General features: G+C 67.3%; 16 protein-coding genes and 1 pseudogene. 7 read left to right on the top strand and 10 right to left on the bottom strand.

Features of this window, described 5'->3' with window-relative positions; translation table 11 throughout:
- Positions 1 to 215 precede the first annotated feature (215 nt).
- A complete protein-coding gene (locus C7C45_RS30710) occupies positions 216 to 896 on the bottom strand; it encodes a hypothetical protein (protein WP_110568004.1) in 681 nt (226 codons plus the stop codon).
- 69 nt (positions 897 to 965) lie between these two features.
- Between C7C45_RS30710 and C7C45_RS30705 the strand changes: the two genes are divergently transcribed.
- Positions 966 to 1,865, top strand: coding sequence for a hypothetical protein (locus C7C45_RS30705; RefSeq protein WP_110568002.1), 900 nt, complete (start codon positions 966 to 968; stop codon positions 1,863 to 1,865).
- On the opposite strand, the gene C7C45_RS30700 is transcribed toward C7C45_RS30705, so the two are convergent.
- Positions 1,842 to 2,324 (bottom strand): MarR family winged helix-turn-helix transcriptional regulator, encoded by a 483-nt coding sequence (locus C7C45_RS30700; RefSeq protein WP_110568000.1) that lies wholly within the window; start codon positions 2,322 to 2,324, stop codon positions 1,842 to 1,844. The genes C7C45_RS30705 and C7C45_RS30700 overlap by 24 nt on opposite strands.
- A gap of 82 nt (positions 2,325 to 2,406) precedes the next feature.
- On the opposite strand from C7C45_RS30700, the gene C7C45_RS30695 reads away from it, so the two are divergent.
- Positions 2,407 to 3,510: an NAD(P)/FAD-dependent oxidoreductase gene (locus C7C45_RS30695; protein WP_110567998.1), complete on the top strand. Its 1,104-nt coding sequence runs from the start codon at positions 2,407 to 2,409 to the stop codon at positions 3,508 to 3,510.
- A gap of 511 nt (positions 3,511 to 4,021) precedes the next feature.
- Here C7C45_RS30695 and C7C45_RS30690 read toward each other — a convergent pair.
- Entirely contained in the window at positions 4,022 to 4,717 is a 696-nt protein-coding gene (locus tag C7C45_RS30690; RefSeq protein WP_110567995.1) for a hypothetical protein, read from the bottom strand.
- A gap of 67 nt (positions 4,718 to 4,784) precedes the next feature.
- Here C7C45_RS30690 and C7C45_RS30685 point away from each other — a divergent pair, with 67 nt between their 5' ends.
- Both C7C45_RS30685 and C7C45_RS30680 read left to right on the top strand, forming a co-directional pair.
- Positions 4,785 to 8,063: an ATP-binding protein gene (locus C7C45_RS30685; protein WP_110567993.1), complete on the top strand. Its 3,279-nt coding sequence runs from the start codon at positions 4,785 to 4,787 to the stop codon at positions 8,061 to 8,063.
- A gap of 222 nt (positions 8,064 to 8,285) precedes the next feature.
- Entirely contained in the window at positions 8,286 to 11,960 is a 3,675-nt protein-coding gene (locus C7C45_RS30680) for a S8 family serine peptidase (RefSeq protein WP_167454882.1), read from the top strand.
- A 367-nt stretch (positions 11,961 to 12,327) separates the two neighbouring features.
- Here the strand turns inward: C7C45_RS30680 and C7C45_RS30675 are convergent.
- Positions 12,328 to 12,423: pseudogene (locus C7C45_RS30675) on the bottom strand (IS5/IS1182 family transposase); the annotation flags it as partial.
- 203 nt (positions 12,424 to 12,626) lie between these two features.
- On the opposite strand from C7C45_RS30675, the gene C7C45_RS30670 reads away from it, so the two are divergent.
- Positions 12,627 to 13,556: a cation diffusion facilitator family transporter gene (locus C7C45_RS30670; protein WP_110567988.1), complete on the top strand. Its 930-nt coding sequence runs from the start codon at positions 12,627 to 12,629 to the stop codon at positions 13,554 to 13,556.
- Positions 13,557 to 13,713: 157 nt separating this feature from the next.
- Here C7C45_RS30670 and C7C45_RS30665 read toward each other — a convergent pair whose 3' ends face one another.
- The 6 genes from C7C45_RS30665 to C7C45_RS35950 all read right to left on the bottom strand — a co-directional run bounded on the left by C7C45_RS30665 (position 13,714) and on the right by C7C45_RS35950 (position 20,307).
- Positions 13,714 to 17,028 carry a S8 family peptidase gene (locus C7C45_RS30665; protein ID WP_110567986.1) on the bottom strand — a complete coding sequence of 1,105 codons (3,315 nt, stop codon included), beginning with the start codon at positions 17,026 to 17,028 and terminating at the stop codon, positions 13,714 to 13,716.
- A gap of 192 nt (positions 17,029 to 17,220) precedes the next feature.
- Positions 17,221 to 17,514 carry a DUF1330 domain-containing protein gene (locus C7C45_RS30660; RefSeq protein ID WP_110567984.1) on the bottom strand — a complete coding sequence of 98 codons (294 nt, stop codon included), beginning with the start codon at positions 17,512 to 17,514 and terminating at the stop codon, positions 17,221 to 17,223.
- A gap of 112 nt (positions 17,515 to 17,626) precedes the next feature.
- The gene (locus tag C7C45_RS30655) at positions 17,627 to 19,081 is read right to left on the bottom strand and encodes an MFS transporter (RefSeq protein ID WP_110567982.1); all 1,455 of its coding nucleotides are present in this window, start codon (positions 19,079 to 19,081) and stop codon (positions 17,627 to 17,629) included.
- Between the two features lie 26 nt (positions 19,082 to 19,107).
- Positions 19,108 to 19,470 carry a MarR family winged helix-turn-helix transcriptional regulator gene (locus tag C7C45_RS30650; protein ID WP_110567980.1) on the bottom strand — a complete coding sequence of 121 codons (363 nt, stop codon included), beginning with the start codon at positions 19,468 to 19,470 and terminating at the stop codon, positions 19,108 to 19,110.
- A gap of 208 nt (positions 19,471 to 19,678) precedes the next feature.
- Positions 19,679 to 20,026 carry a cation efflux transmembrane domain-containing protein gene (locus tag C7C45_RS35620; RefSeq protein ID WP_208641471.1) on the bottom strand — a complete coding sequence of 116 codons (348 nt, stop codon included), beginning with the start codon at positions 20,024 to 20,026 and terminating at the stop codon, positions 19,679 to 19,681.
- Entirely contained in the window at positions 19,999 to 20,307 is a 309-nt protein-coding gene (locus C7C45_RS35950) for a cation efflux transmembrane domain-containing protein (RefSeq protein ID WP_208641469.1), read from the bottom strand. Before C7C45_RS35950 ends, C7C45_RS35620 begins: the two co-directional genes overlap by 28 nt.
- A 149-nt stretch (positions 20,308 to 20,456) precedes the next feature.
- Here C7C45_RS35950 and C7C45_RS30640 point away from each other — a divergent pair, with 149 nt between their 5' ends.
- Together C7C45_RS30640 and C7C45_RS30635 are read left to right on the top strand one after the other, a co-directional pair.
- Positions 20,457 to 20,801 (top strand): ArsR/SmtB family transcription factor, encoded by a 345-nt coding sequence (locus C7C45_RS30640; protein WP_110567978.1) that lies wholly within the window; start codon positions 20,457 to 20,459, stop codon positions 20,799 to 20,801.
- Positions 20,801 to 21,532, top strand: a complete 732-nt coding sequence (locus tag C7C45_RS30635; protein ID WP_110568012.1) for a cation efflux transmembrane domain-containing protein — start codon at positions 20,801 to 20,803, stop codon at positions 21,530 to 21,532. The genes C7C45_RS30640 and C7C45_RS30635 overlap by 1 nt, the downstream gene beginning before the upstream one ends.
- The last annotated feature ends 204 nt before the right edge of the window (positions 21,533 to 21,736 follow it).

The following is a 21,736-nucleotide window of genomic DNA, read 5'->3' as shown; positions in this document are numbered from 1 at the left end:
ACTCCCGTGGACGCAACCTCGACGATGCGCCAGAAGACCGCCTGCTCCACCGTCAGACGGTACCAAGTTGCTCCTGTGCGGTCGGATGTCGCTGCGACGAGCCTTACGAGGCCGTACCGGTTCGGCGCGGCGGCTTTCGGGTCTGCGCTGGGGATGTGTCTTGGTCCGTGAGGGACACACCCGCTTACGGGGCGAGCGGCCTGGTCCGCCTGCTGCTACGGGGCGGCGGTCGGGTAGCCGATGGTGGCGATGTCCTTGCGCAGGTCATCAAGGGCGAGTTGGGGGTTCAGGGCTTGTATCACGGCATCGGTGAGCGGCCGGTGAGCGACGATGTGCTCGACTGCGGCCCGGTTCAGCTCGATCTCGTAGTAGTCGCTGGCGAACTCGATGTATTGGTCGACGACGTCGTCGAGCAGGATTTCGAGCATGCCGGAACCGTCCGGCCCGGTGTCGTCGTACGGTCCGCGCAGTGGTGGGAAGGTGATGCCGTCGCCAGCGTGCCAACGGTCGTCATCGGATAGCCGCCACAGCACGGTGGTCGCGATGAACTGCCCGTTCTCATCGCAGAAGGCGGGTTCATCCACCTGCGGACGTAGTACGGCGGGGATGCCGTCAAGCAGACCCGGCCACAATTCATGGTCCGGGCCGCCGTAGGGCGACATGGCCGACTCATGGTCAAAGACCCGGAGGAACGCTCCGTCGACGGTGAAGACGACCGCCCACTCGTCACCACTTCCGTTGCTCATCAGCGCCGCCTCGTCCGAAGCCCATGTTGAGGTATAGGCGTAGTACGGCGCTCCACCATCGATGGTTCTTTCCAGCACGGCCAGTGCTTTGCAACGTTGCCGCAGCCGTCCGATGGTCGGCAATCTGGCGGCGATGTCGTACGCGGTCACCGGCTGACCCTACCGGCGCCGCGGCGGCTCAGATCGCCGGCATGTTCCGGTTGCTGCGGACGGTAGGCGGTGGAGGATCATGTGGGGGATGGGCATGTCGTGGAGGTGCGGAGTCCGGTCGACGTTGCGCAGCTCCGCGCCCGGCTGGGGGATGCGGATGTCGTCCAGCTCAGTGAGCCGCTCACCGAGGCGGGGTATCGGTCGGTGGCCGCGCTCCTGGGGGATCATCCGATGGTTCCGCTGCGGGTCTACGGGTTCGATGACGACCTTGCGACGCTGCGGTTCCTGCGTTGGTTTCCACATGTTCGCCGGTTCAGCGTCGCGGGTCTGTGGCGCCTGACCGATCTGGCCCCGTTGGATCAGTTGAGTGCTGATGTGGAGTTCCTTGACATCGGCGAGACCCGAAGGCCTCTCGACCTCGCTCCTGTTGCCCAATTTCGTCGGCTTCGCCGGCTGAGGGTCGCCGAGCACCGGCGTGGGCTTAGCGAACTGCTTCACGTCAACCCGGGTCTGTGGGAGCTGTCGCTGTGGCGGCTTCCCGTCGACCATGTCCTGCCCGTCATTTCCTTGCCACACCTGCGGGCTTTGGCGCTGACCCTCGGCTCGTTGACAAACAGCGAATGGCTCACGCAGATCCCCACACTTCGCTACCTGGCCCTGCGCCGGGTTCGAAAGCTCAGCGACCTCACACCGGAGACACGTTTGCTGGCACTGCAGTGGCTGTGGCTGGAAACGCTCACCGTCGAACGGCTTTCGGACTTCGGCTCCAACACTTTGCTGATACGGGCCGAATGCCTCGGGTTGCGTCACCTCCGCCACATGGGTGGCTCCGCTTGTTGGACGGGTGACGTCCGGTCATGCCGAGAAGAGGGCGTTGTCCGGCCGATAATTCTTGTCACGCGTGCACGTGAGATCCTGCGCATCCACGTGCTCGGTCATCTGTGTTTATCCACCGCTGGTCAGCTTTGAGTCTGGGGCTTCGATGCGGTCGATTGTCTGGTGGCTCCACGCCTGGATGGCCGCGGCCTGATCGGGGCTCAGGGCCTCGAAGAAATAGCGGCGAATGTTGGATCCGTGGCCCACGATGGCATTCTGGGCCGCGCTGCGACCTTTCGCGGTAAGGCGAATGCCTGCGCGGCGGCCGCTGGACTCGCGGTCGGTGCGGTCCACCAGGTCGCGGTTCTCCATCCGGGTTAGCTGATGTGCGACGCGGCTCTTCTCCCAGTCGAGTGATTCGGCCAGCTCGCCGACCCGCATCTCTCTGTCGCGGGCCTCGTGCAAGGTCACCAGCACGCTGAACTCGGCCTTGGAGATGCCGTAGTCGCGTTGCAGATCCCGGTCCAGTTCGCGCTGGAGCAAGCGGTGTGCCTGCATCCAGGCGTGCCACAGCTCCCACTGCTCCGGCGACAGGGTGCGAGGTTCCGCCATGGCAGAGATCGTACCGGCTCAAGGAGTTGACGTGACAACTCCAGGCGCTACAGTTGTCACGTCAACTCTAGGAGGTGCAGGCATGGAACGAACTGTCGTGATCATCGGCGGAGGCTACGGAGGGACTTTGGTGGCCAAGGAGCTCGATGCCGACGCGAACGTCATCCTGATCGATCCGAGGGAAGGTTTCGTCAACGCGGCCGCTTCGCTGCGGGCGCTGACTCGCCCGGACTGGGCGCACAACGCGTTCTTCCCGTACGGCGCTCTGCTCAGCCGAGGACTGGTCATCCGCGATCGAGCGGTCTCGGTAGATTCCCAAGGCGTGACGCTTGCGTCCGGCGAGCGGATCCGAGGCGACTATTTGGTACTGGCCACCGGTTCCGGGTATTCGTATCCGGCCAAACCTCACCCGGAAGCAACTGAGATCGCCCGGCAGCTGGACGACCTCCGCGAGACTCACAAGGAGCTGTCCGGCGCCGCCCGCACGCTGATTCTCGGCGCGGGCCCGGTCGGCCTGGAACTCGCCGGCGAGATAAAGGACATCTGGCCGGACAAGAACGTGATCATCGTCGACCGGGCCACCGAGCTACTTCCCGGATTCCTGCCCGAGGTGCGGAACAGCCTGCACCACCAGCTCAACGAACGCGGTATCGATCTGCGGCTCGGTACCAGCTTGACCGCACTGCCGCCGGTCCCGGCCGGCAAGACTGCCCGTTTCACGGTCACCACCAACAACGGCGAGGAGATCGTCGCCGACATCTGGTTCCGCGCGTTCGGTGTCCAGATCAACACCAACTACCTGGCCGACGGACGCCTGACCCCGCTGACCGACCTCGGAACAATCCCGGTAACCGACCACCTGAACGTCCGAGGCTACGACCACGTCTACGCCATCGGCGACATAACCGAGCTCCCCGATCCGAAAATGGCCTCCTACGCCATGGAGCATGCCGTCATCGTGGCCGCCAACATCAAAGCGCAACTCGCCGGCGAGACACCCGAAGCCATCCACACACCGACGTCCGACCGACGGATTCTGCTGCCACTCGGAACCCACGCGGGCGTCGGTCAGCTCCCCACCGCCGACGGCCCCGCCGCAGCAACCGCGGAGACAGTCCACCAGCGCAAAGGCGCCGACCTGTTCACCGCACGATTCACCGCTCGTTTCGACCAAGGTCGCCATTGACCCCCTCCGTTCACCACCTGCTCCAGAGGCCGTCCTTGCCACGAAGTCGACGGCAGCCTTGCCCGCCGCACGAGATCGCTGCTCGCGATTCGCATCCGATTGAGAAACAGCGGCACCTTCGACGTCGTCGACTGGACCGAGGAATGGAGCCCGCCGCACTCATCTGCCGCGAGTCACGCGCTGGTTCGGGGACCGGTGTCGGGAGTCGGGAGTCGACAACAGTGGCACACTTCGCTCGTGAACGCGACGGCGGCAGTCGGCCGGCTCTCGGAGATCCTGGATTCTCTCGCGGCGCAGGGCTTCGACACCCGACCGCTGGTGGTCGATTCGCCGGCTTCGCCGGGCGAGGTCGATGCGGTAGGGGGCCAACTGGGGTGCAAGCTGCCGACGTCGTTGCGCCACTGCCTGACGACCGTCGCCAGCCGGGTGAAGTTCGCCTGGTTCGTGCCGTCTGAGCACACCTTCCTCGGTCCGTTCCGCGAGATCTTCTCCGGAAACCTGTGTTGGTCACTCAAATGTCGACCAGGAGGTCACGGAGCCGATCCGTGTGGGGCGAGCCCGCATTGGCGGCCACACCCCGCCGGGCCCAATCGATCGCCTCGTCCCGGCGTCCGGCGGCATGTAGCGCCTCGGCGATCCGTTGGTACTGCACGGCGTTGGTCAGGTGCTCGGCCAACACCGCGACATACCGGTCGACATCTCCCGACACCTCAGCGAGCTGCTCGCGCAGGTCACGCACCGCGAACGGGCCGGTCCACGACTCCGGGTCGGCCACACGTGCCCGCTCGGCGACCAGCCGCTCCACCTCCGCGATCCCCCGTTCTCCCAGCGCGGGAGCGAAGTCGGCCAGTCGGACGCGGGGCCAGACCGGACCGTCGCACTCCAGCTTCACCAGCCAGCCGGCCAGGCTGAACGGGTTCGGCAGTGCCGCCACGCATGCCTTCGCGTACAGGTCCATGAGCTCCTGCAGGTCATCTCCGATGACTCCGGATGGGTCGTCCAGGTACATCAGGGCCCGCGTGATGCGGTCGACGGCCTTGCGCAACACCGGCACCGCGAGATCCGCACGACCCTCGGCGACCAACCGATCACACTCCTCGGCGACCTGGCGGGCGGTCTGCGAGTACTCCCGTCGACCCCGGTAGGGATCCCGCCGGCGATCCCAGCGCAGCCGGTCCACCAACACCGTCAGTTCGTCACCGGTCACCCCTCCATCTCGGCAGACCGCGACCCGGCGTCGTGAACGCGCCACCCCATGGTGTGGGGCGTGCCGGATGACCAGTCAGACGAGTCCAACTGACCCCGGCATCAGCCCAGATTGCCGTCACGCCACTCCCCCATCCGAAACCCAGTGTCCGCGTTGTGGCTGCGTCCACGAGAAATCGCGACCGCCCGCGCAAGTCGATTCGCTGGCCCGCAGCCGGCCCGCCTGGGGAGTAGTTGCTGACGGCCCTCGAGGCGCCTTCGGCCGCGGCGGCATGACGGGCTGTGGCGCTGAGGGGGCGGTCTCGCCGAGGAGTGGTTTGTCGGTCCCAGATTATGACCTGCGTCAGAATGTGAACGAGGTGTCCGGGTCCAGGCCAGGTCGAAGGCGGCAAGACATGATGCATGGCGATGAAGGGGGGCGGAGCGCACGAGAGGTTCACCCGTCCGCGTTCGTGGGGCGGGATCGGGAACTTGCATGGGTGGCCGACGCGGTGAGCGCTGGGGCGGGATTGGTGTTGGTCGAAGGCGAGGCGGGCATCGGCAAGTCGCGGCTTGTACGCGAATGCCTGGCCCTGCCGGCGCTCCGGGACGTCGTGACGGCGACCGCCAATTGCCCGCCGCTGCCGGAGCCGTTCTCCTGGGGCCCGCTGGTTGAGGCGGTGCGCAGGTTGCGACCCAATCTCAATGGCGTCGAGGTGAGTCCATTGGCCGGTGCGCTACGGCCCCTGTTTCCGGAGTGGGCGGCGGAGCTGCCGCCGGCGCTGGAGCCCCTGAGCGACACGAAGGCGGTTCGTCACCGGGTGTGCCGAGCCCTGTCCGAGCTATTGGCCGCGCTCCGAGTTGAGGTGCTGGTGGTGGAGGACGCTCACTGGGCAGATGCGCCGACATTGGAGTTCCTGCTCATGCTGTCCACGTCGAGTTCGGCTGCAGGAGCTCGGCCGCTGTCACTGGTCGTGACCTATCGTCCCGACGACGTGCCGGACGGGTCGTCATTGCTGCGGCTGACGGCACTCCGGCCGCAGGTACGGGTCGCACTGGGGCCCTTGGATTTCGAGCAGACGGAGCAGTTGGTCGTGTCGATGTTCGGCACCGAAGTGTCAACGGAGTTCTTGTCATTTCTGCACGAACGCACCGAAGGCCTGCCGCTGGCTGTCGAGGAGAGCGTTCGGCTGCTTGCTGACAGGCGGCACGTGGCCCGGCCTGGTGCCAAGTGGAACCGCCGCGCGGTGGAGGATCTGGAGGTTCCGCCCACCGTTCGCGACCTGGTTCTGGAGCGTGTCGATCGTCTCGACAAGGTTGTACGCCAGGTGTTGGAGGCGGCAGCCGTCGTCGCGGGACCGTCGTCCCAGGACCTGCTCGTCACGGTCGCGGGGCTGGAGTTCAGTGCTGGACGTTTTGGTGTGGCGGGGGCGCTGCGAGGTGGGTTGCTGCACGAGACGGTGCCCGGCTCGCTGGCCTTTCGTCATGTGTTGGCTGCCAAGGCGATCGCGGACGCTGTCCCGGCCTCCGAACGCCGCCTGTTGCACCATCGCGCCGCCGTTTCGCTGGAGGGATCTGAGCATCCGCCCCCGATACGGCTCAGCCGGCACTTCCGCGAGGCTGGTGAACTTGATCGGTGGAGTCAGTACGCTGAGGCGGCTGCCCAGGCTGCCCTGGAGTCCGGCGATGAACACACCGCCGTCAAATTGCTGAACGACCTTCTCACGATCACCGACCATCCTTCCGATCAGCGAGGCCGGCTTGCCCGGCGGCTGGGCGAAGCGATCGTTCACCGCTCGGCGTCACTGGGTGAGCTGGAGACCGCCGTACGCGACACCCTCGGCAAGATTGTGATCGAGGAGGATCTGCCCGAGGCCGAGCGCGGTGAGATCCGCCTGTTGCTCGGGTGGCTGCTCTACCAGCTCGGGGAGTTCGATGCCGGCAACGTGGAGTTCGAGGCTGCCGTCGGTGCACTCGACGACCGGCCGGCAAGTGCCGCCCAGGCGATGCTGTTCCTCGCGTCGCCGGAGTCTCCGGAATCATGGTCGGCGTCGCAGCATTTGCAGTGGTTGGAACGGGCGACTGCCCTGATCCCTCGCGTCGAATCGGAACTGGTACGCCGCCAACTGCAGATCGACCGAACGATCAAGCTGCTCGCGCTCGGGCAGGAAGCCGGCTGGCAGGCCGTCGCCGAGATTCCGGACTCGGCACCGACACCGGTCGAACAGCACCACATCGTGCGGGGACGGATCAACGCCGCGCAACATGCGATGGACCTGGGCTTCTACGACGATGCTCGGGGACACCTCGCGGCCGTGGAGGCTGTGGCACCGGCCATCGGTTACCAGCGTGCGGTGGACTTCACGCAGTTCACCGATGTCCTCCTGGACTGGTTCACCGGCGCGTGGGCGGGTCTGGCCGAACGGATTCATCAGGTGATCGATTCTGCCGAGACCCATCCTCTGATTCGTCTGGAAGCGGGCGCCGTCCTGGGCTATCTAGACCTCGCCTCCGGCAGCCGTGAATCAGCCGCACACGACCTGCAAAAAGTCATGACCGAGATCGCAGCGACGCGTTCGAGGGATCTCCTGACGGGGTTCGCGACTGCTGCCTCGGGGCGGCTGTGGCTAGCCGACGGTGCGGCCGACCAGGTGCTGGAGCTGACGGATCCGATCATGGACGCGATCGGCATCAAGGACATCTGGGTCCAGGCGACAGAGGTCGCTCCTGTCCATGTCGAGGCGCTGATCGCGGCTGGACGAGTCGATGACGCGGCGATGCTGGTGCGTCGTTTCACAGTCGGCCTGCACGGACGAACCGCGCCTGTGCCGCAGGCGGCGCTGGCAACCTGCTGCGCGCTGCTGGTCGAGGCACAGGACGCCCCCGAGTTGGCCGCTGAGGCGTTTGCCCACGCCGCGGCAGCATGGGCGGCGATGCCGCGGCCGTACGACGAACTGCTCGCCCTTGAGCGGCAGGGTCGCTGCCTTCTCGCAGCCAACACCCCGGAACAGGGCCTTGCCGTACTGGGCCGGGCGCAGGAACGGCTTGTCGAGCTCGGGGCGCAATGGGACGCCGACCGAGTCGCTCGACTGCTGCGGCAGCACGGTGTCGAGGTCGCACGGACATGGCGTCGGGGCCGCCACGGCTACGGCGATGGGCTCTCGCCTCGTGAGCTGGCTGTCCTGCGAATCGTTGCACGCGGACTGACCAACCGGCAGGCAGCTGAGGCGCTGTTCATCTCACCCAAAACCGTGGCTCACCATCTCAGTCGCGCCATGCGAAAGCTCGGCGTCTCGTCTCGCACGGCCTTGGCTCGGGTCGCGGCCGACGCTGGACTGCTTGACGACTCCACACCGCACGCAAAGTAGCCGGCGTGAACGCTGTGTAGCGAGCCGCCAAACAATAGGTCAGTTGCCTAGTCGCGATATCGGGCAGGACGAGCCCACGATGAGGGCGCAGCAGCGCCTCCTCGCCTGCTGCACCCGTTTGCTGGATCGAGAAACGAGGCTCGTATGCACGCCGTACTCCGCGCTCGTCCTGGCGGCCGCTCCCGCCGCAGACGGCGCCTGGCCTTGTTGGCAGCCCCTCTGGTGGCCCTGCCGCTCATCGTCAGCGTGTCGGGGACGTCCGGGGCCTTGGCCTCACCGGTCGACGTCGGATCTCATCTGCTCGCCGGACCGGCGACAGGCCAGGCTCCGACCTCGCCGACAGCCAAGGGTCACCAGGTCGAAGTCACGCTGATCACCGGCGACACGATCCGCTGGGACACGGCGGCCGGCGATCAGGCCCGGGTCGTCAACATCGACCCGGCTCCGCGTGACGACGGCCGCGCGGTGCAGTTCTTCTCCCAAGGTACGTCGAAGGACTTCTACGTCTACCCGAGCGATGTCGCGGCGTACCTCAGCGCAGGCAAGCTTGACCGCGACCTGTTCAACATTCCCGAGCTCGTCCAGGACGGCCTCACGGACAGCTCCAGCGCCACGCTGCCGGTGATCGTGACCTTCGACGACCGCTCACCGGGCTCAGCGAAGTCCAAAGAACAACTGGTCAAGGACAAGGCCCAACTGGCCAAGGAGGCTGACTCTCTCCCCGCGACCACGCACCCGGTGCCGGTACGAACGCTGAACGGCGCGGGTGTGAAGATCGGCCGAGGTCAGGCCCGCCACTTCTGGGGAGCCATCGACGGCGACGGAACCGGCTCGGGTCAACTGGGTGGGGGTGTCAAGCAGGTCATGCTTGACCGGCCAGTGCACGCCGAGCTGGACAAGAGCGTGCCTCAGATCGGTGCGCCGCAGGTCTGGGACGCCGGTTACACCGGGAAGGGTGTCACGGTCGCGGTCCTCGACACCGGCATCGACAGCGGACACCCAGACCTGGCCGGAAAGGTGACCGCCGAGACGAACTTCACCGACTCGGACTCGGCCACCGACCACGTCGGGCACGGCACCCACGTGGCATCCACGATCGCCGGCTCCGGCGCCGCCTCCGATGGCAAGTACAAAGGGGTCGCGCCGGACGCGCACCTGATGAACGGCAAGATCCTCGGCGACTACGGCGTCGGCTACGACTCGTGGATCATCGCCGGTATGGAATGGGCCGCGAGCAACGGCGCCGACGTCGTCAACATGTCGGTGGGTGCCTGCTGCGGAGCCGACGGCACGGACCCCCTGGCCCAGGCCGTCAACCAGTTGACCGCACAGTACGACACGCTGTTCGTCATCGCGGCCGGTAACAGCGGCGAGGGTGGGATTGGTTCGCCGGGCGTCGCCGACGCGGCGCTAACCGTGGGCGCGGTCGACAAGGCCGACCAGTTGGCCGACTTCTCTTCGCGAGGGCCTCGGCCCAACGACTTCGCCGTCAAGCCCAACGTCACCGGCCCGGGCGTCGCCATCACCGCTGCCCGAGCGGCCGGCACCACCCTCGGCAGCCCCGTCAACGACTACTACACGACCGCGGATGGTACGTCCATGGCGACGCCCCACGTGGCCGGCGCCGCAGCGCTCCTGGCCCAGGCCCGCCCGGGCTTGCACGCATCCGCGTTGAAGAACGTCCTGGCCTCGACCGCCATCGACGGCGGCTACAGCTGGCGAGAGCAAGGCACCGGCCGGGTCGACGTCGCCCGCGCCGTCAAACAGGGCGTGTACGCGTCCGCTGCGCTGGACTTCGGCAGTCTCGACACTGCGCAGACGCCGGTCGAGCGGGAGCTGACCTACACCAACCAGACCAACTCCCCGGTGACATTGAACCTCGACTCCGCGCTCGAGGATCGGCAGGGCAAGCCTGTCGCGAACCTGACCCTTTCTGCCGCCACGGTGACCGTACCCGCCGGCGGTGAAGCCACGGTCACCGCATCCATCGACCGGGCCGACTACCCGCTCGGCATCTTCGGTGGCGCCATCACGGCCAGTGGTGGCGGAGTTCAACTGCGCACCGCCGTCGGCTTCGGTCAGTTCGGCGCCAAAGACGTCACCATCAAGGTGACCGACTTCGCGGGGAAGTCCTATGACCCGCCCACCGGGGTGTTGCTCATCCAAGACACCTACAACCACGACAACCCCCTCGGGTTCCAGGCCTACGGCCTCGGCACCGAGAACGGGGTCGCCACCGCCAAGGTGCCCGCCGGCACCTACACCCTGATGGCCAACGTCGGCGAAGTCGACCCCTCGACCGGGATCTTCAGCCGCGTCAGCCTCCTCATGAAGGCCGACGTCACCATCGACGCCGACGCGACATTCACACTGGACGCCGCAACGACGGTCCCCGTGAACCAACCGGCAGTTCCACGCGACGTCGCGGTGCGCAGCCACGTCGGATCCCTGATCCACCAGAGTCCGAATGGATCGAGTTACGAATCCACCTGGGCGGACTTCGCTGCATCGGGCAAGGCATTGCCGGTCTTCGTGTCACCCTCGCGGTCGGCAGCGGTGGGCACCGTCTCACTGTCCGACTACTGGCTGCTTGCCCAACCGAAGCCACTCAAGGCAATGCCGAACTATCCCGACTACTACACCGATGCGCCGGCCTACAGCTATCACCTCGCGTTCGGCTATCCCAACGGAATCCCGGCCAGGATCCAGCACAAGGTGAAACGGGGTGATCTGGTGGAGGTGCCTACCCGCTACCACGCCGAGAACCCGGATGCGGTGATCGCCGTGAGCGAACTGGCCATGCCATCCCATGTCAGCCAGGGCTATTTCTACTACCCGTACATGATGATCCGGCCAGGTGACGTCACCCAGTACTACCTCGCCGACAGCCAGTGGCACTGGCTGCGAAACATCACTATGTGGACCCACCCCGAGCAGGAGCAAAGCAATCCGACCTTCAGGATGAGCTCTGGTGACCGGTTCATGGACTCCCAGGCCGGCACCCGCCGTGACTTGGAGAACTGGTTCGACGCACCCCTGCACGTGGGCACCGTCGAAGTTGCCGACAACTTCCTGGATTACTACCAGAAGAACACGTATGACGTGGGTCGCTCCGCGACGTACGCCCGCGGCGGAGCCGATGGCAACGAATTCGTGCCCGCGACGGAACTCATGGACAACAGCCCCGGCCACTCCACAAGCGACGGCATCGGCGGCAACTGGTCCGAAGAGTGGCGCGGCGGAGGATGGGCCTCGTGGCAGATGTGGAACGCCAAGACGGGCACCACGTTGGCGCCGGACCACAAATACTCATCGGACTGGCCGGTGTTCCACCTCTCCGCCAAACCAGCCACCTACCGACTTCAACAGGACGAAACCTACCCCAGCTTCGCGGATGGCTTGTTCGGCACCAGACCGAAGTCGACAACGGTGTGGACATTCAGCTCCAAGGCGTCGAACGCACAGGTTCCAGCCGGCTACAACTGCGCTCGACTCGGCGGAGGCAACCCGCTGACCGACCCGAGCGCTGACCTGACCTGCCAGTTCCAGCCACTGATCCAACTGCGCTACGAACTCGGCCTGGACATCCACAATCGCGCACCGTCAGGTCGGCAGCACCACTTCACTATCGAGGCCGGTTCTCACTCAGGCGCAGCCGGTCGCGCGCCGGTGAAGAAGCTGACCGTCGACTACTCCACCGATGGTGGCCACACCTGGCTGAAGGGCACCGTTGCCGGCAATCCCAAGGATCGCGCCGGCAACCAGCAATTCTCCGTCAGAGTAAAACTGCCGCGGCTGAGCAGCACTGACGGATCGGTATGGCTGCGGGTCAAAGCCGAAGACGCGAACGGCGGGACGGTCACCCAAACCATCCAACGCGCGTACCTACTCAAGTAACCCGATCGGTGGCCGGCCGCAGAAATCAACCGATTCCGCGGCCGGCCACCGAACCAGCCCAGTCCTCAACCGTACGCACCCCTGCCGATCCGCCCACGCATCGCGGACGGATCAGAGGCACACGACGGCCGACGATTACCTCTACGCCGCCTACGTCCTGGTCCTCGTGCTCGGCTTACGCAAGGGAGAAGTCCTCGGACTCACGCAGTGACGCGGTCGCCCTCCACTGCCCGCCAGCCTCCGAAACGCATCCGACTCGACGTGAGCAGACCCCGCCCGACTGACGACCGGGAGCGAACTGACCTCTTCGGATTCGCCGAAGAGGTCATTACGTAGGCCGCCGGGCTGCGCAGCATCGTCGCCACCGCGACGCGAGCTGTGTGATCGCCTCCTGCACGTTGCGCCAGGTGGTGGCGACAACGATCCCGAAGCCGGCAGCGAGCCGGGTGTAGGTGTCACCGTGTGGGCTCACCGCTGGAAATTTCACGGTGGTCCACATCATGCGATAAGTGGTCGCCCCTAACCTCATTCACGTTGGCGGTTACCGCGATCAGCTGCAGAGGGTGAGGTCGTTGGCGAAGCTCAGCCGGCGGCTGGTGGCCCATGGCATCGCGTGTGCCTGCCGGTTTGTCCGCCCGGCCGGCACCCGGCCCATAGCCTGGCTTCATGACCGAATCGGACGGGCAGTCGCAGAGCGTCCGCACGGTGATCGTGGCCGGCTCCGTCAACGTCGCTGTCGCCGCGGCCAAGGTGGTTGCGGGTCTACTCTCGGGTTCGGCGGCCGTGCTGTCGGAAGCCGCGCATTCGTTCGCCGACACCACAACCGAGGTGCTGCTGTTCGTGGCGCTGCGTCGTGGCGGTCGCCGGGCCGACCCCGGGCGGCCTTTCGGCTACGGCCGGGAGAGCTACATCTGGGCCCTCCTCGCCGCCGTCTTCACCTTCGTCAGCGGCGCCGGCTTCTCCATCACCCACGGTGTGCACGTCATCGCATCGGCCAAGGAGACTGGAGATTACTTCGTCTCGTACGCGGTGCTGGTCGTCTCCTTCGTCCTGGAGTCGGTGTCCCTGCTGCGGACGGTGCGGGAGGTGCGGCGCCGGGCCAAGCGCTGGGGCATCAGTCCAGCCAGGGTCCTGCGGCGCACGCCCAACACCGCCATCAAGGCGTTGTTCCTGGAGGACAGCGCCGCCCTGATCGGCCTGGGATTGGCCGGTGCGGGCCTGGGGCTCGCCGAGCTGACCGGTGACCCGGTTTGGGATGGCATCGCATCGGTCGCCATTGGTGTACTGCTCCTCGTGGTGGCCACCGTTCTGGCCCGCAACAACCTCGCACTGCTCGTGGGCCGGTCTGCAAGGGAGCCAGTTCAGGACGAGATTCGTCGGGAACTGTCCGCCCTGCCCAACGTGCAAGGCATCGTGGAGCTGCTGACCCTGCAGCTCGGTCCCGACGACATTCTCGTTATCGCGAAGATCGACTTTGCCGACCAAGTCAGGGCCGCCGACATCGAGGACGTGGCCGACGAGGCCAGGCGACGGCTCACCGCGCGTAATCCGGCGATCCGGTTCGTCTTCCTCAACCCGACGGACGCCGGCCTTTAACCCGCGAGCAGTTGTGGATGGATCGTTGATGACCCGGCCGTGCCTGCTTGAGTACCGGCCAACCGCTACCACCCCCGCCTCGCCCTTGCTGGCCCCGACGTGGAAATGGGGCCAGCAAGGCGTCGTTTCATCGCGCAGGTGAGGGCATGCGCCGGGATCAGCCCTTGATTCGGTACGCGCGGATGATGGTCTGGCGCACCGTATTGCCGCTCTGGTCAACCGCGTACGCGCGTAGCGCGGCGTAACCAGCGCCGGCCGGATGGTGCACGTCGGCGAGCCAGCCAGCACCGGATTTTTGGACCGATGCGAGTCGCCAGGTCTGGCCGTCGTCGAACGACACCTCGACGGTCAGCGACCGTACCTGTGCTGGCGTCGCACCGGCCTGCCGCTGCACGGTGACCGGGATGCGGAGGTCTCTGCCGGCCGGCGCCGCATTGTCGCCGTCGAGCGCGGGTGCGAAGCGCACCGCCATCACCGGCAGGCGGGCCAGCTTTTCCGACTTTTCGGAGCGGAACGTCCACTCGGCCTGCACGCGGGTGGAGAGTTCAGTGTCTCGGGTAGCGGTGACGCTGTATCGATAATTCGCCGCCGCCGCAGGCACTTCGTAGTCGTAATCGTCGATCAAGGGCACGGGCTGCCCGTCGCGGAGCAGTCGTTGGGTGTAGGAGGTGGTGTCGGCGACGCCGGCGTGCCGGATATCCCGGTCGGAGAAGAGCGGAACGGCGGCGAAGATCCGATTTCCCTGTCGGGTGACCCAGTAGCCGTCGGAAAAGACCGTAATGGAGGACGGGGGTGCCGGGAAGCCGGGGCTCAGCGGGCCCGCCTGCCATGATTCGGTCTGCCGGCCGGCCGGATAGGCGGTGGGTGCCGACATCTGTTGGACCTCCCCCATCCTGACGTCGGCCGACCATCGGATGTCGTCCGCTCGGGAGTAGTACTCGGTGCGCGTGGCCGGCAGTGGAACAGTGCCGCCGAAGGACACTGATTCGGTGTAGTCCGGACGCGACGCGAAGACCGTCTTCTCACCGATCGTGCCGGACTCGCTTGCGGGATATGTCGCTTCCACCTGCGCCAGGTCCGCGGTCCGCACCTCCTGGCGGATCCCGGACGGTACCTGTCCGGACGGGAACCAGGCCAGGTGGTAGCGGTGCGATCCGGACCCGAACTGCCCGTCGGGACCTGGCTCGGTGAAGACCGTCTGCAGACGTCCCCGCATCTCGTTCCCTGGGAGCGCGGGACCGAACTGTGCGGCGAATAGCGGTGTCATGCCGCCGAACGAGAATACTGACGCAGCGTTCAGACTGCCGTCCGGCAGGTGCCGGTAGTACCCGATAACCGATCCGGTTGGCGTTGCCGCTGGCCGGGGCACGGTCACCGTGCTGGACTTGGCGAGCCGGGCGTCCAGCACGACGGTGGTGTCCGCCGTCAGTTCGAGCTGCGGCTGGGTGAGCAGGGACACGAGGCGATCATCGCCGTGCTCGTCCGAGATCACGCTGGTGAGGTGGTAACTGCCGGCCCTCAGCCGGATGCTGGCTGTCCCGTCCGGCTCGTAGGGCACGACGGTGCCGGAAGCGGAGAGACCATCCAGAAAGGTGTTGTAACTGTCAGTCAAGCTGCCCGTACGGTCCAGGTGCGTGAGCTTCAGGTCATAGCTCTCCGGTTCCCGGTCGATGGTCACCGGGATCCGCACCACGCCAGCGGGGCCGCTGGCGACCACCCGGCCCTCGTACACCCCTTCCGAGCCCGAGATGGCGGTTCTGGCGGTGATGGTCGCCGACGCCGAACCACCGGCCGCGACCGTGAGCTGCGCTGGTTCGATGCGGAACATGCCGTCTGTCGCGTGGGTGCCGTCAGGCCCGGTCACGGAGACCGTCAGCGACAGCGTTGCCGCCGTGGCGCCGTCATTGCGGAAGGCGACGGTACGGCTGGCTGCCCGGTCGTCCTGGTGGGGCCATTTCGCGATGCCGAGATCCACCGCTGGTGGGTCGGCCCGCAATGTCGAGCCCGATGCCGCCGCCACATCGACGCGTCCCGCACCCTGCTCGGTGAGCCGGGACGTCGCATCGGGCTTGGCCGTGCCCATCAGAGTCGCCTTCAGATCCGCCGCCCGGAAGGTCGGGTGCTGTTGGGCGAGCAACGCGGCGGAACCGGCGACATGTGGCGTCGCCATCGAGGTTCCCGACATTCGGGTGTACGACTCGTCAACCGGGTCGTCCGCCTCAGAATTGCGCGCCCGGGCGGCGACGATGTCCACGCCCGGTGCGGTGATCTCCGGCTTGATCGCGCCACCGGCCAGCCGCGGGCCACGGCTTGAGCTCTCGGCGAGTTTGTCGGCGCCATCCATCGCGCCCACGGCCAACGCGGAGTCGGCGCTGGCCGGAGAACTGATGCTTCGGGCTTGGGGCCCGCTGTTGCCGGCGGCCACGACGAAGAGCGTGCCAGTACGCGCGGTCAGCGTCTCCACCGCCTCCTTCAGCGGGTCCAACTCGGTGGTGTCGGCGCCGCCGAGGCTGAGGTTCACTACCACCGCGCCATTGGCGGCGGCCCATTCCATTCCGGCGAGAATCGCGGAGTCGGGGCACCCACCATCGGTGCAGACCTTGCCGACCAGCAACGTCGCGTCAGGCGCCACGCCCCGGTACCGGCCACCGGAGGCGGCACCCGAACCGGCGATGATCGAGGCGACATGGGTGCCGTGGCCCACATGATCATCGGCGTCCGGGTCGTCGGTGAAGTTGCGTACCTGCGCCAGTCGGCCGGTGAAGTCCGGGTGCGTGGCGTCGATGCCCGTGTCGAGCACCGCGACGGTGACGCCCCGGCCGGTTCGGCCCGCCTGCCACACCGCTGGTGCACCGATCTGCGGGACACTGTGGTCCAAGCTGATCTGACGCTGCCCGTCCAACCACACCCGTTCCACGCCAGCGCTCGCGGTCTTGCCGGCAACCTGCGCGTCGAGCGACCTCCAGAATTCTCCGGCCCGCTTCTTGGGGACCCGGACCGCCTGAGCCCTGATCCCCGGCAGGTCACGTGCCACCGCGTAGCCGGAAGCGCGCTGCCTGGCCGCGGTCTGGTCCGTCGCGCGTACCAGCAGCGGCAGCTCCGTCTGCTCGGCGTCGTCGTACCTCGATGCCAGCAACTCGGTGATGTCGAACAGCCGGCGGTCAACTCGACGCGCACCGATCATGGACAGCGCATCGGCCGGAATGACGTAATCGTGGCCACCAATCCGGTGCTGTGCGAAAACCATCCGCTCGCGACCGGGACCAGGCTGTACCTCGTATGTGCCGGACCGAACTCGAACCCGGTCTCCCGAAACCAAAGTCACCGTACGCAGCGAATCCGCCGCGTCGACTCTGGTGCTCCCGGAGACCGCCGTACCGTCGGACTCGGCGGCCCCCGCCTGCCCCACACCCGCGACGGCCAGCGCCACACTGAGCGCCGCCGCCCATATTCCTCGCACTCGTTTCCCCATCGTCACCCAGCGCCCTCCGTGAGGTATCCGTCCGTCGGTAAGTCGAGGACGGACGAACGACACGCTGCCTGGATTCGAAGTGAACTTGATCACGTGGAGGAGGCGATGCGCGCAGGCTTGATCCGGCCGGCACAGGCATACACGATGAATGTGCGGTCGGCTTCGTGTTCGTCGCCGACGCAGCCTCGATCGTCAGTCGAGGCCTTCGATGATGCGGAAGTCGCGTTCGACGCCGTCAGCAAGTGCGGCCAGCGCCTCCTGATAGGCCGCACTCGCATGTGCGGCGACCGCTTGTTCGAAGCTGTCGAACTCGATCAGGACGGTGCGCTCGGCGATTCCGGCGTCGTGTGCGGCGACCCGACCGTCGCGGGCGAGCACCCGCCCGCCCCCGGCCTGGACGGCCGGAGGGGCCAGCTTGTTGTAGGCGGCCAGCTTCTCGGGGTCGGAAATGGTGCGGTAGGCGCTGACCCAGTAGCCCTTGGCCACGGTACCTCCTGTGTTCGGAATTGATGCTCAGAAGCATGCTCAGATCCATGGCCGCCGCGCTGTCGGTCAGCGAGCCGACCGAGACGGCGTCGAAGTCGGACGGCTTCGATCCTCAGCTTCCGGTTCGACTCGACCGGCCCGGGGCCGGCCCACCGACTGGGGCTGTGATCGGATTGGTCTCGGGTGAGCGTCGGCGGGCGAGGGCGAGGCTGGCCATGGTCGTGATCGCCATCGCGGCGACGCCGACCAGCGCCGCGGTCGTGTAGGCGCCGTCGTTCGGGAAGAGGCGGCCCGTGGCGGTGCCGGCGGCCAGGACCAGACCGCCGATGGCGCTGCCCAGGGAGTACCCGACGCTGCGGACGACGTAGTTGAAACTCATGGCGCTCGACGTCTCGCTCCTGGGGGTGACGGCCAGGATGACGCCGGGCATGGCGGCCGAGAAGCTGCCGACGCCGAAGCCCAGCACGCCCATGGCCGCGAGCAGTTCGGCCAGGTTGGACCGGGCGGTGGCGAACAGGACGAACCCGCCGCCGACGATGGCGGCGCTGCCGGCCAGGAGCAGGGGGCCGTCGATCCGTTCGCGGACCCGCGGCGTGAGCTTGCCGGCGACGAACCCCAGCACGGAGAACGGGATGAGGACCAGCCCCGCCACGAAGGTGGTCAGCCCGAAGCCGTAGCCAGCGCTGTGCGGCGTCTGCGCGTAGCGGGTGATGAGCGTGAGCAGGAGGTACATGCCGCTCCCGCCGACGAACATGGCGATGTTCGCCCCGGCGACCGCCGGGTGCCGTACTGTCCGGACGTCGACCAGGGGCGTCTTGGTTCGCAGTTCGGAAACGGTCCAGACGCAGAGCAGGAGGACGGCGGCGACGGCAAGGGTCACCGCCACGGCGAGGTGTCGGCTCCACAGGCTCCTCTCGCCGGCCAGGAACAGGACGAGGAGCAGTCCACCCGCCAGGACGAGCGCAGCGGCGACGTTCACGTGAGCGGAGCGGCCTTCGGGAGCTGCGGGCATGGAGCGCCACGCGGTCACGAAGGCGATGGCGGTGACGAGCAGGCCGAGGCCGTAGGCGGCCCGCAGTCCGCCGAACTCGGCGAGCAGCGCGGCCAGCGGGTAGCCGGCGCCGGCTCCGATGATGGAGACCACTGAGATCAGGGCGATCGTCGCCGCGCTGCGCTCCTCGGGAAGATGGTCGCGGGCCACGCCCATCATCAGCGCCGTGAGACCGAGTCCGACGCCTTGGGCTGCTCTGCCCACGAGCAGCCAGGCGAAGGGCAGCGGCAGCACGGTGAGCGCGCTGCCGACGACGACGATCGCCAGTGTGGCGAGAATCGTGGCCCGCCGGTGCGGACCGGCTCCGAGCCGGCCGAGGACGGGTGTGGCGACGGCGCCGCTGAGCAGGGCGATGGTCAGCGTCCACTGGGCGCTGTCGAGGGAGACGTGGAACGTGGTCGCCACACTGGTGATGAGCGGCGTCCCGAGGCTGGCGACCGCCGCCACGACCAGGGCGATGAATATCAGGGCGGGGACCAGCAGACGTGCCTCGGAACGTATCAGGGCAGTGCTCATGGGCTGGTCATGAGCCTGGGCTGCGGTCACCGGTCCGACTCCTCTCGGGCGTGGCCTTCGAGCTCCGCCAGATGCAGCAGCGCCGGAAGGGCTGCTGCCAAGGCCTCGACCTCGTCACCGGTGAGTTCGTCGATCAACCGCGCGTACGCGTCGACGCCCGCCTGGCGTCGCGTCCGGACGTACGATGCGCCGGCCTCGGTCAGGCACACCAGCGTGACCCGCTTGTCGGACGGATCGCCCTTCCGCTCGACCAGCCCGGATTCCTCCATCACCCGGACCAGGACGGTCATCGCGGGCTGGGTGACACCCTCGGCCACCGCCAGATCGGTGATCCGTCGCGGGCCGGTCTTGTCCAGGGTGGCCAAGGTGGCGGCGGACGTCAGGCTCATGTCGCGGGGAAGGCGTCTCACGGCCCTGGTGGCCAGACCGTAGAGGGCTGACCCGATGGCATCGGAAGCGCTGTGCGCGGCGTCTCGGCGACTCAAGCCTGAAGCATAGCAGATTTATATTGACCCTTTATGCGTCTCCGCCGACGATCACGCCTGCGGCGATGCCGGGGACGGGGCCGCGTGGCGGCACCAGAAGGTGGCGCAGTAGTCAGGTTGCTTGCGTTTGGGCTTCTTGGCGTGCCTTATCCGGCGACGGGCACCGCAGCGGACAACTTGACTGGCCCAGTGAAGGCGACGGTTCATGGACGGTCGACGACGTCGACGGACGTGCGACGGTGGCGACCTCGAGGAACGCGCCGCGCATGTTGAGGCTGGCGTCGCGGGCACGGTAGAGCAACGCCACCCCGACGAGGTTGCCGACCAGACCGATCGCGGCGAAGGCGGCCATACCGCCGGGTTGCACGTCGACGGGTTCGAACAGACGCCGGACGCCCTCGACGAAGACATAGACGCCCATCCCGGTCGGGATCAGGCCGTTAACGGCGGCGGCGAGGATCTTCGCCCGTGACCAGCCGAAGGCGCATCGCCTGGACGCCGGGCGGGCGGGCGGGCGGGCGGGCGGGCGGCGAGCATGGCCGCGCCGAGAGCGAGGGCGACACCGCCGGTGTCAGTGAGGACGTGCCCGGCGTCGGCGAGCAGCACGAGGCTGCCGGTGATGACCGCACCGACGCCTTCGACAGCGAAGATCACCACCGACACCGTGAGCACGCCGGCCAAGGCTCGGCGGTGCTGCCCGGTCGCCGTCACCTGAGGGCTGTGGCCATGGCCGTAGCCCATCCGTGGCTCCCCCTCGCCATGTTCGCCGCACTGGCATCGTCGCGCTGGCCGATCAGACCGGAAATCATGCGCGCATACAAAGATATTTGGGTCGCGCCGAGTCAAGACTCGTGACCAAACAGTTCAGCATTCTGTTTATTCATTAGCTGATGTACTGTCGGATTGTGGAGACTCTCACGCACGGACAGGTCCTGGCCCGCTTCGGTCACGCTCTGTCCGACCCGGTCCGCTCCCGGCTCCTGCTCGCTCTGCGCGAAGGGCCCGGCTACCCGTCAGACCTCGCCGACCTGCTGGGCACCAGTCGGCAGAACCTGTCCAACCACCTGGCGTGCCTGCGGGGCTGCGGCCTGGTCGTCGCCGTTCCCGAGGGCCGCCGTAGCCGCTACGAACTCGCCGACGCGCGCCTCGCGCATGCCCTCGGGGACCTGCTCGGCCTGGTCCTGGCGGTCGATCCGGCTGCCTGCCCGGCCGCCGAATCCGACGGGTGCTGCTGATGGGCACGCCGCTGCCGCTCATCTCGCTCAGCCCGTCCCCGACCCGACGGTCGATCCTGATCCGGCGGGTGCGCCTGTTCGTCGCCGCGACAATCACCTACAACGTGATCGAGGCGGTCATCGCCATCAGCGCCGGGAGGATGGCGTCCTCGACCGCGCTGATCGGGTTCGGGCTCGACTCCGTCATCGAGGTGGCCTCCGCCGCCGCCGTGGCCTGGCAGTTCTCCGGCCCCGACCACGAACGCCGGGAACGCGCCGCGCTGCGGGTCATCGCGCTGTCGTTCTTCGCCCTCGCCGCGTACGTGTCCGTGGAGTCGGTGCGCGCGCTCGTCGGCGCGGACCGCGCGGAGCACTCCACGATCGGTCTGGTCCTGGCCGCGGTGTCCCTGGCGGTGATGCCGGTCCTGTCGGCCGCGCAACGCCGCGCGGGACGCGAACTCGGGTCGGCCTCAGCCGTCGCGGACTCCAAGCAGACCCTGCTGTGTACGTACCTCTCGGCGGTGCTGCTGGTTGGGTTGGCGGTCAACTCGCTGTTCGGCTGGTGGTGGGCCGACCCCGCCGCCGCGTTGGTCATCGCCGCGGTCGCGGTGAAGGAAGGCCGCGAAGCCTGGCGCGGCGACACCTGCTGCGCCCCCGGTGCCGCCGTGCGCTCCCCCGACGCCGGCTCCGACGCCAACGGGTGCTGCACCACCGGCCACGACGTTGCTGTGCAGGGTAAGGCCCAGAAGTGACATGACAATCTGCCGAGTCAAGGAGTCCAACAGCGGCGTGCTAAACCGGACATCCATGTCGAGCAATGAAAAGGGGGCTCCCGCAAGTCACTGAACTGCGGAAACCCTCTCGCTGTCAGGACGGCCGGATTCGAACCGACGACCCCTTGACCCCCAGGACTCTTCGGCACACCCGGCGGCTGCTCCCCGCGCACGCGGGGATGA

Source organism: Micromonospora arborensis, assembly GCF_003205615.1.
Lineage (GTDB): Bacteria > Actinomycetota > Actinomycetes > Mycobacteriales > Micromonosporaceae > Micromonospora > Micromonospora arborensis.
Note: the sequence above shows the minus strand (reverse complement) of the source record. Positions and strands in the feature narration are given on the sequence as shown.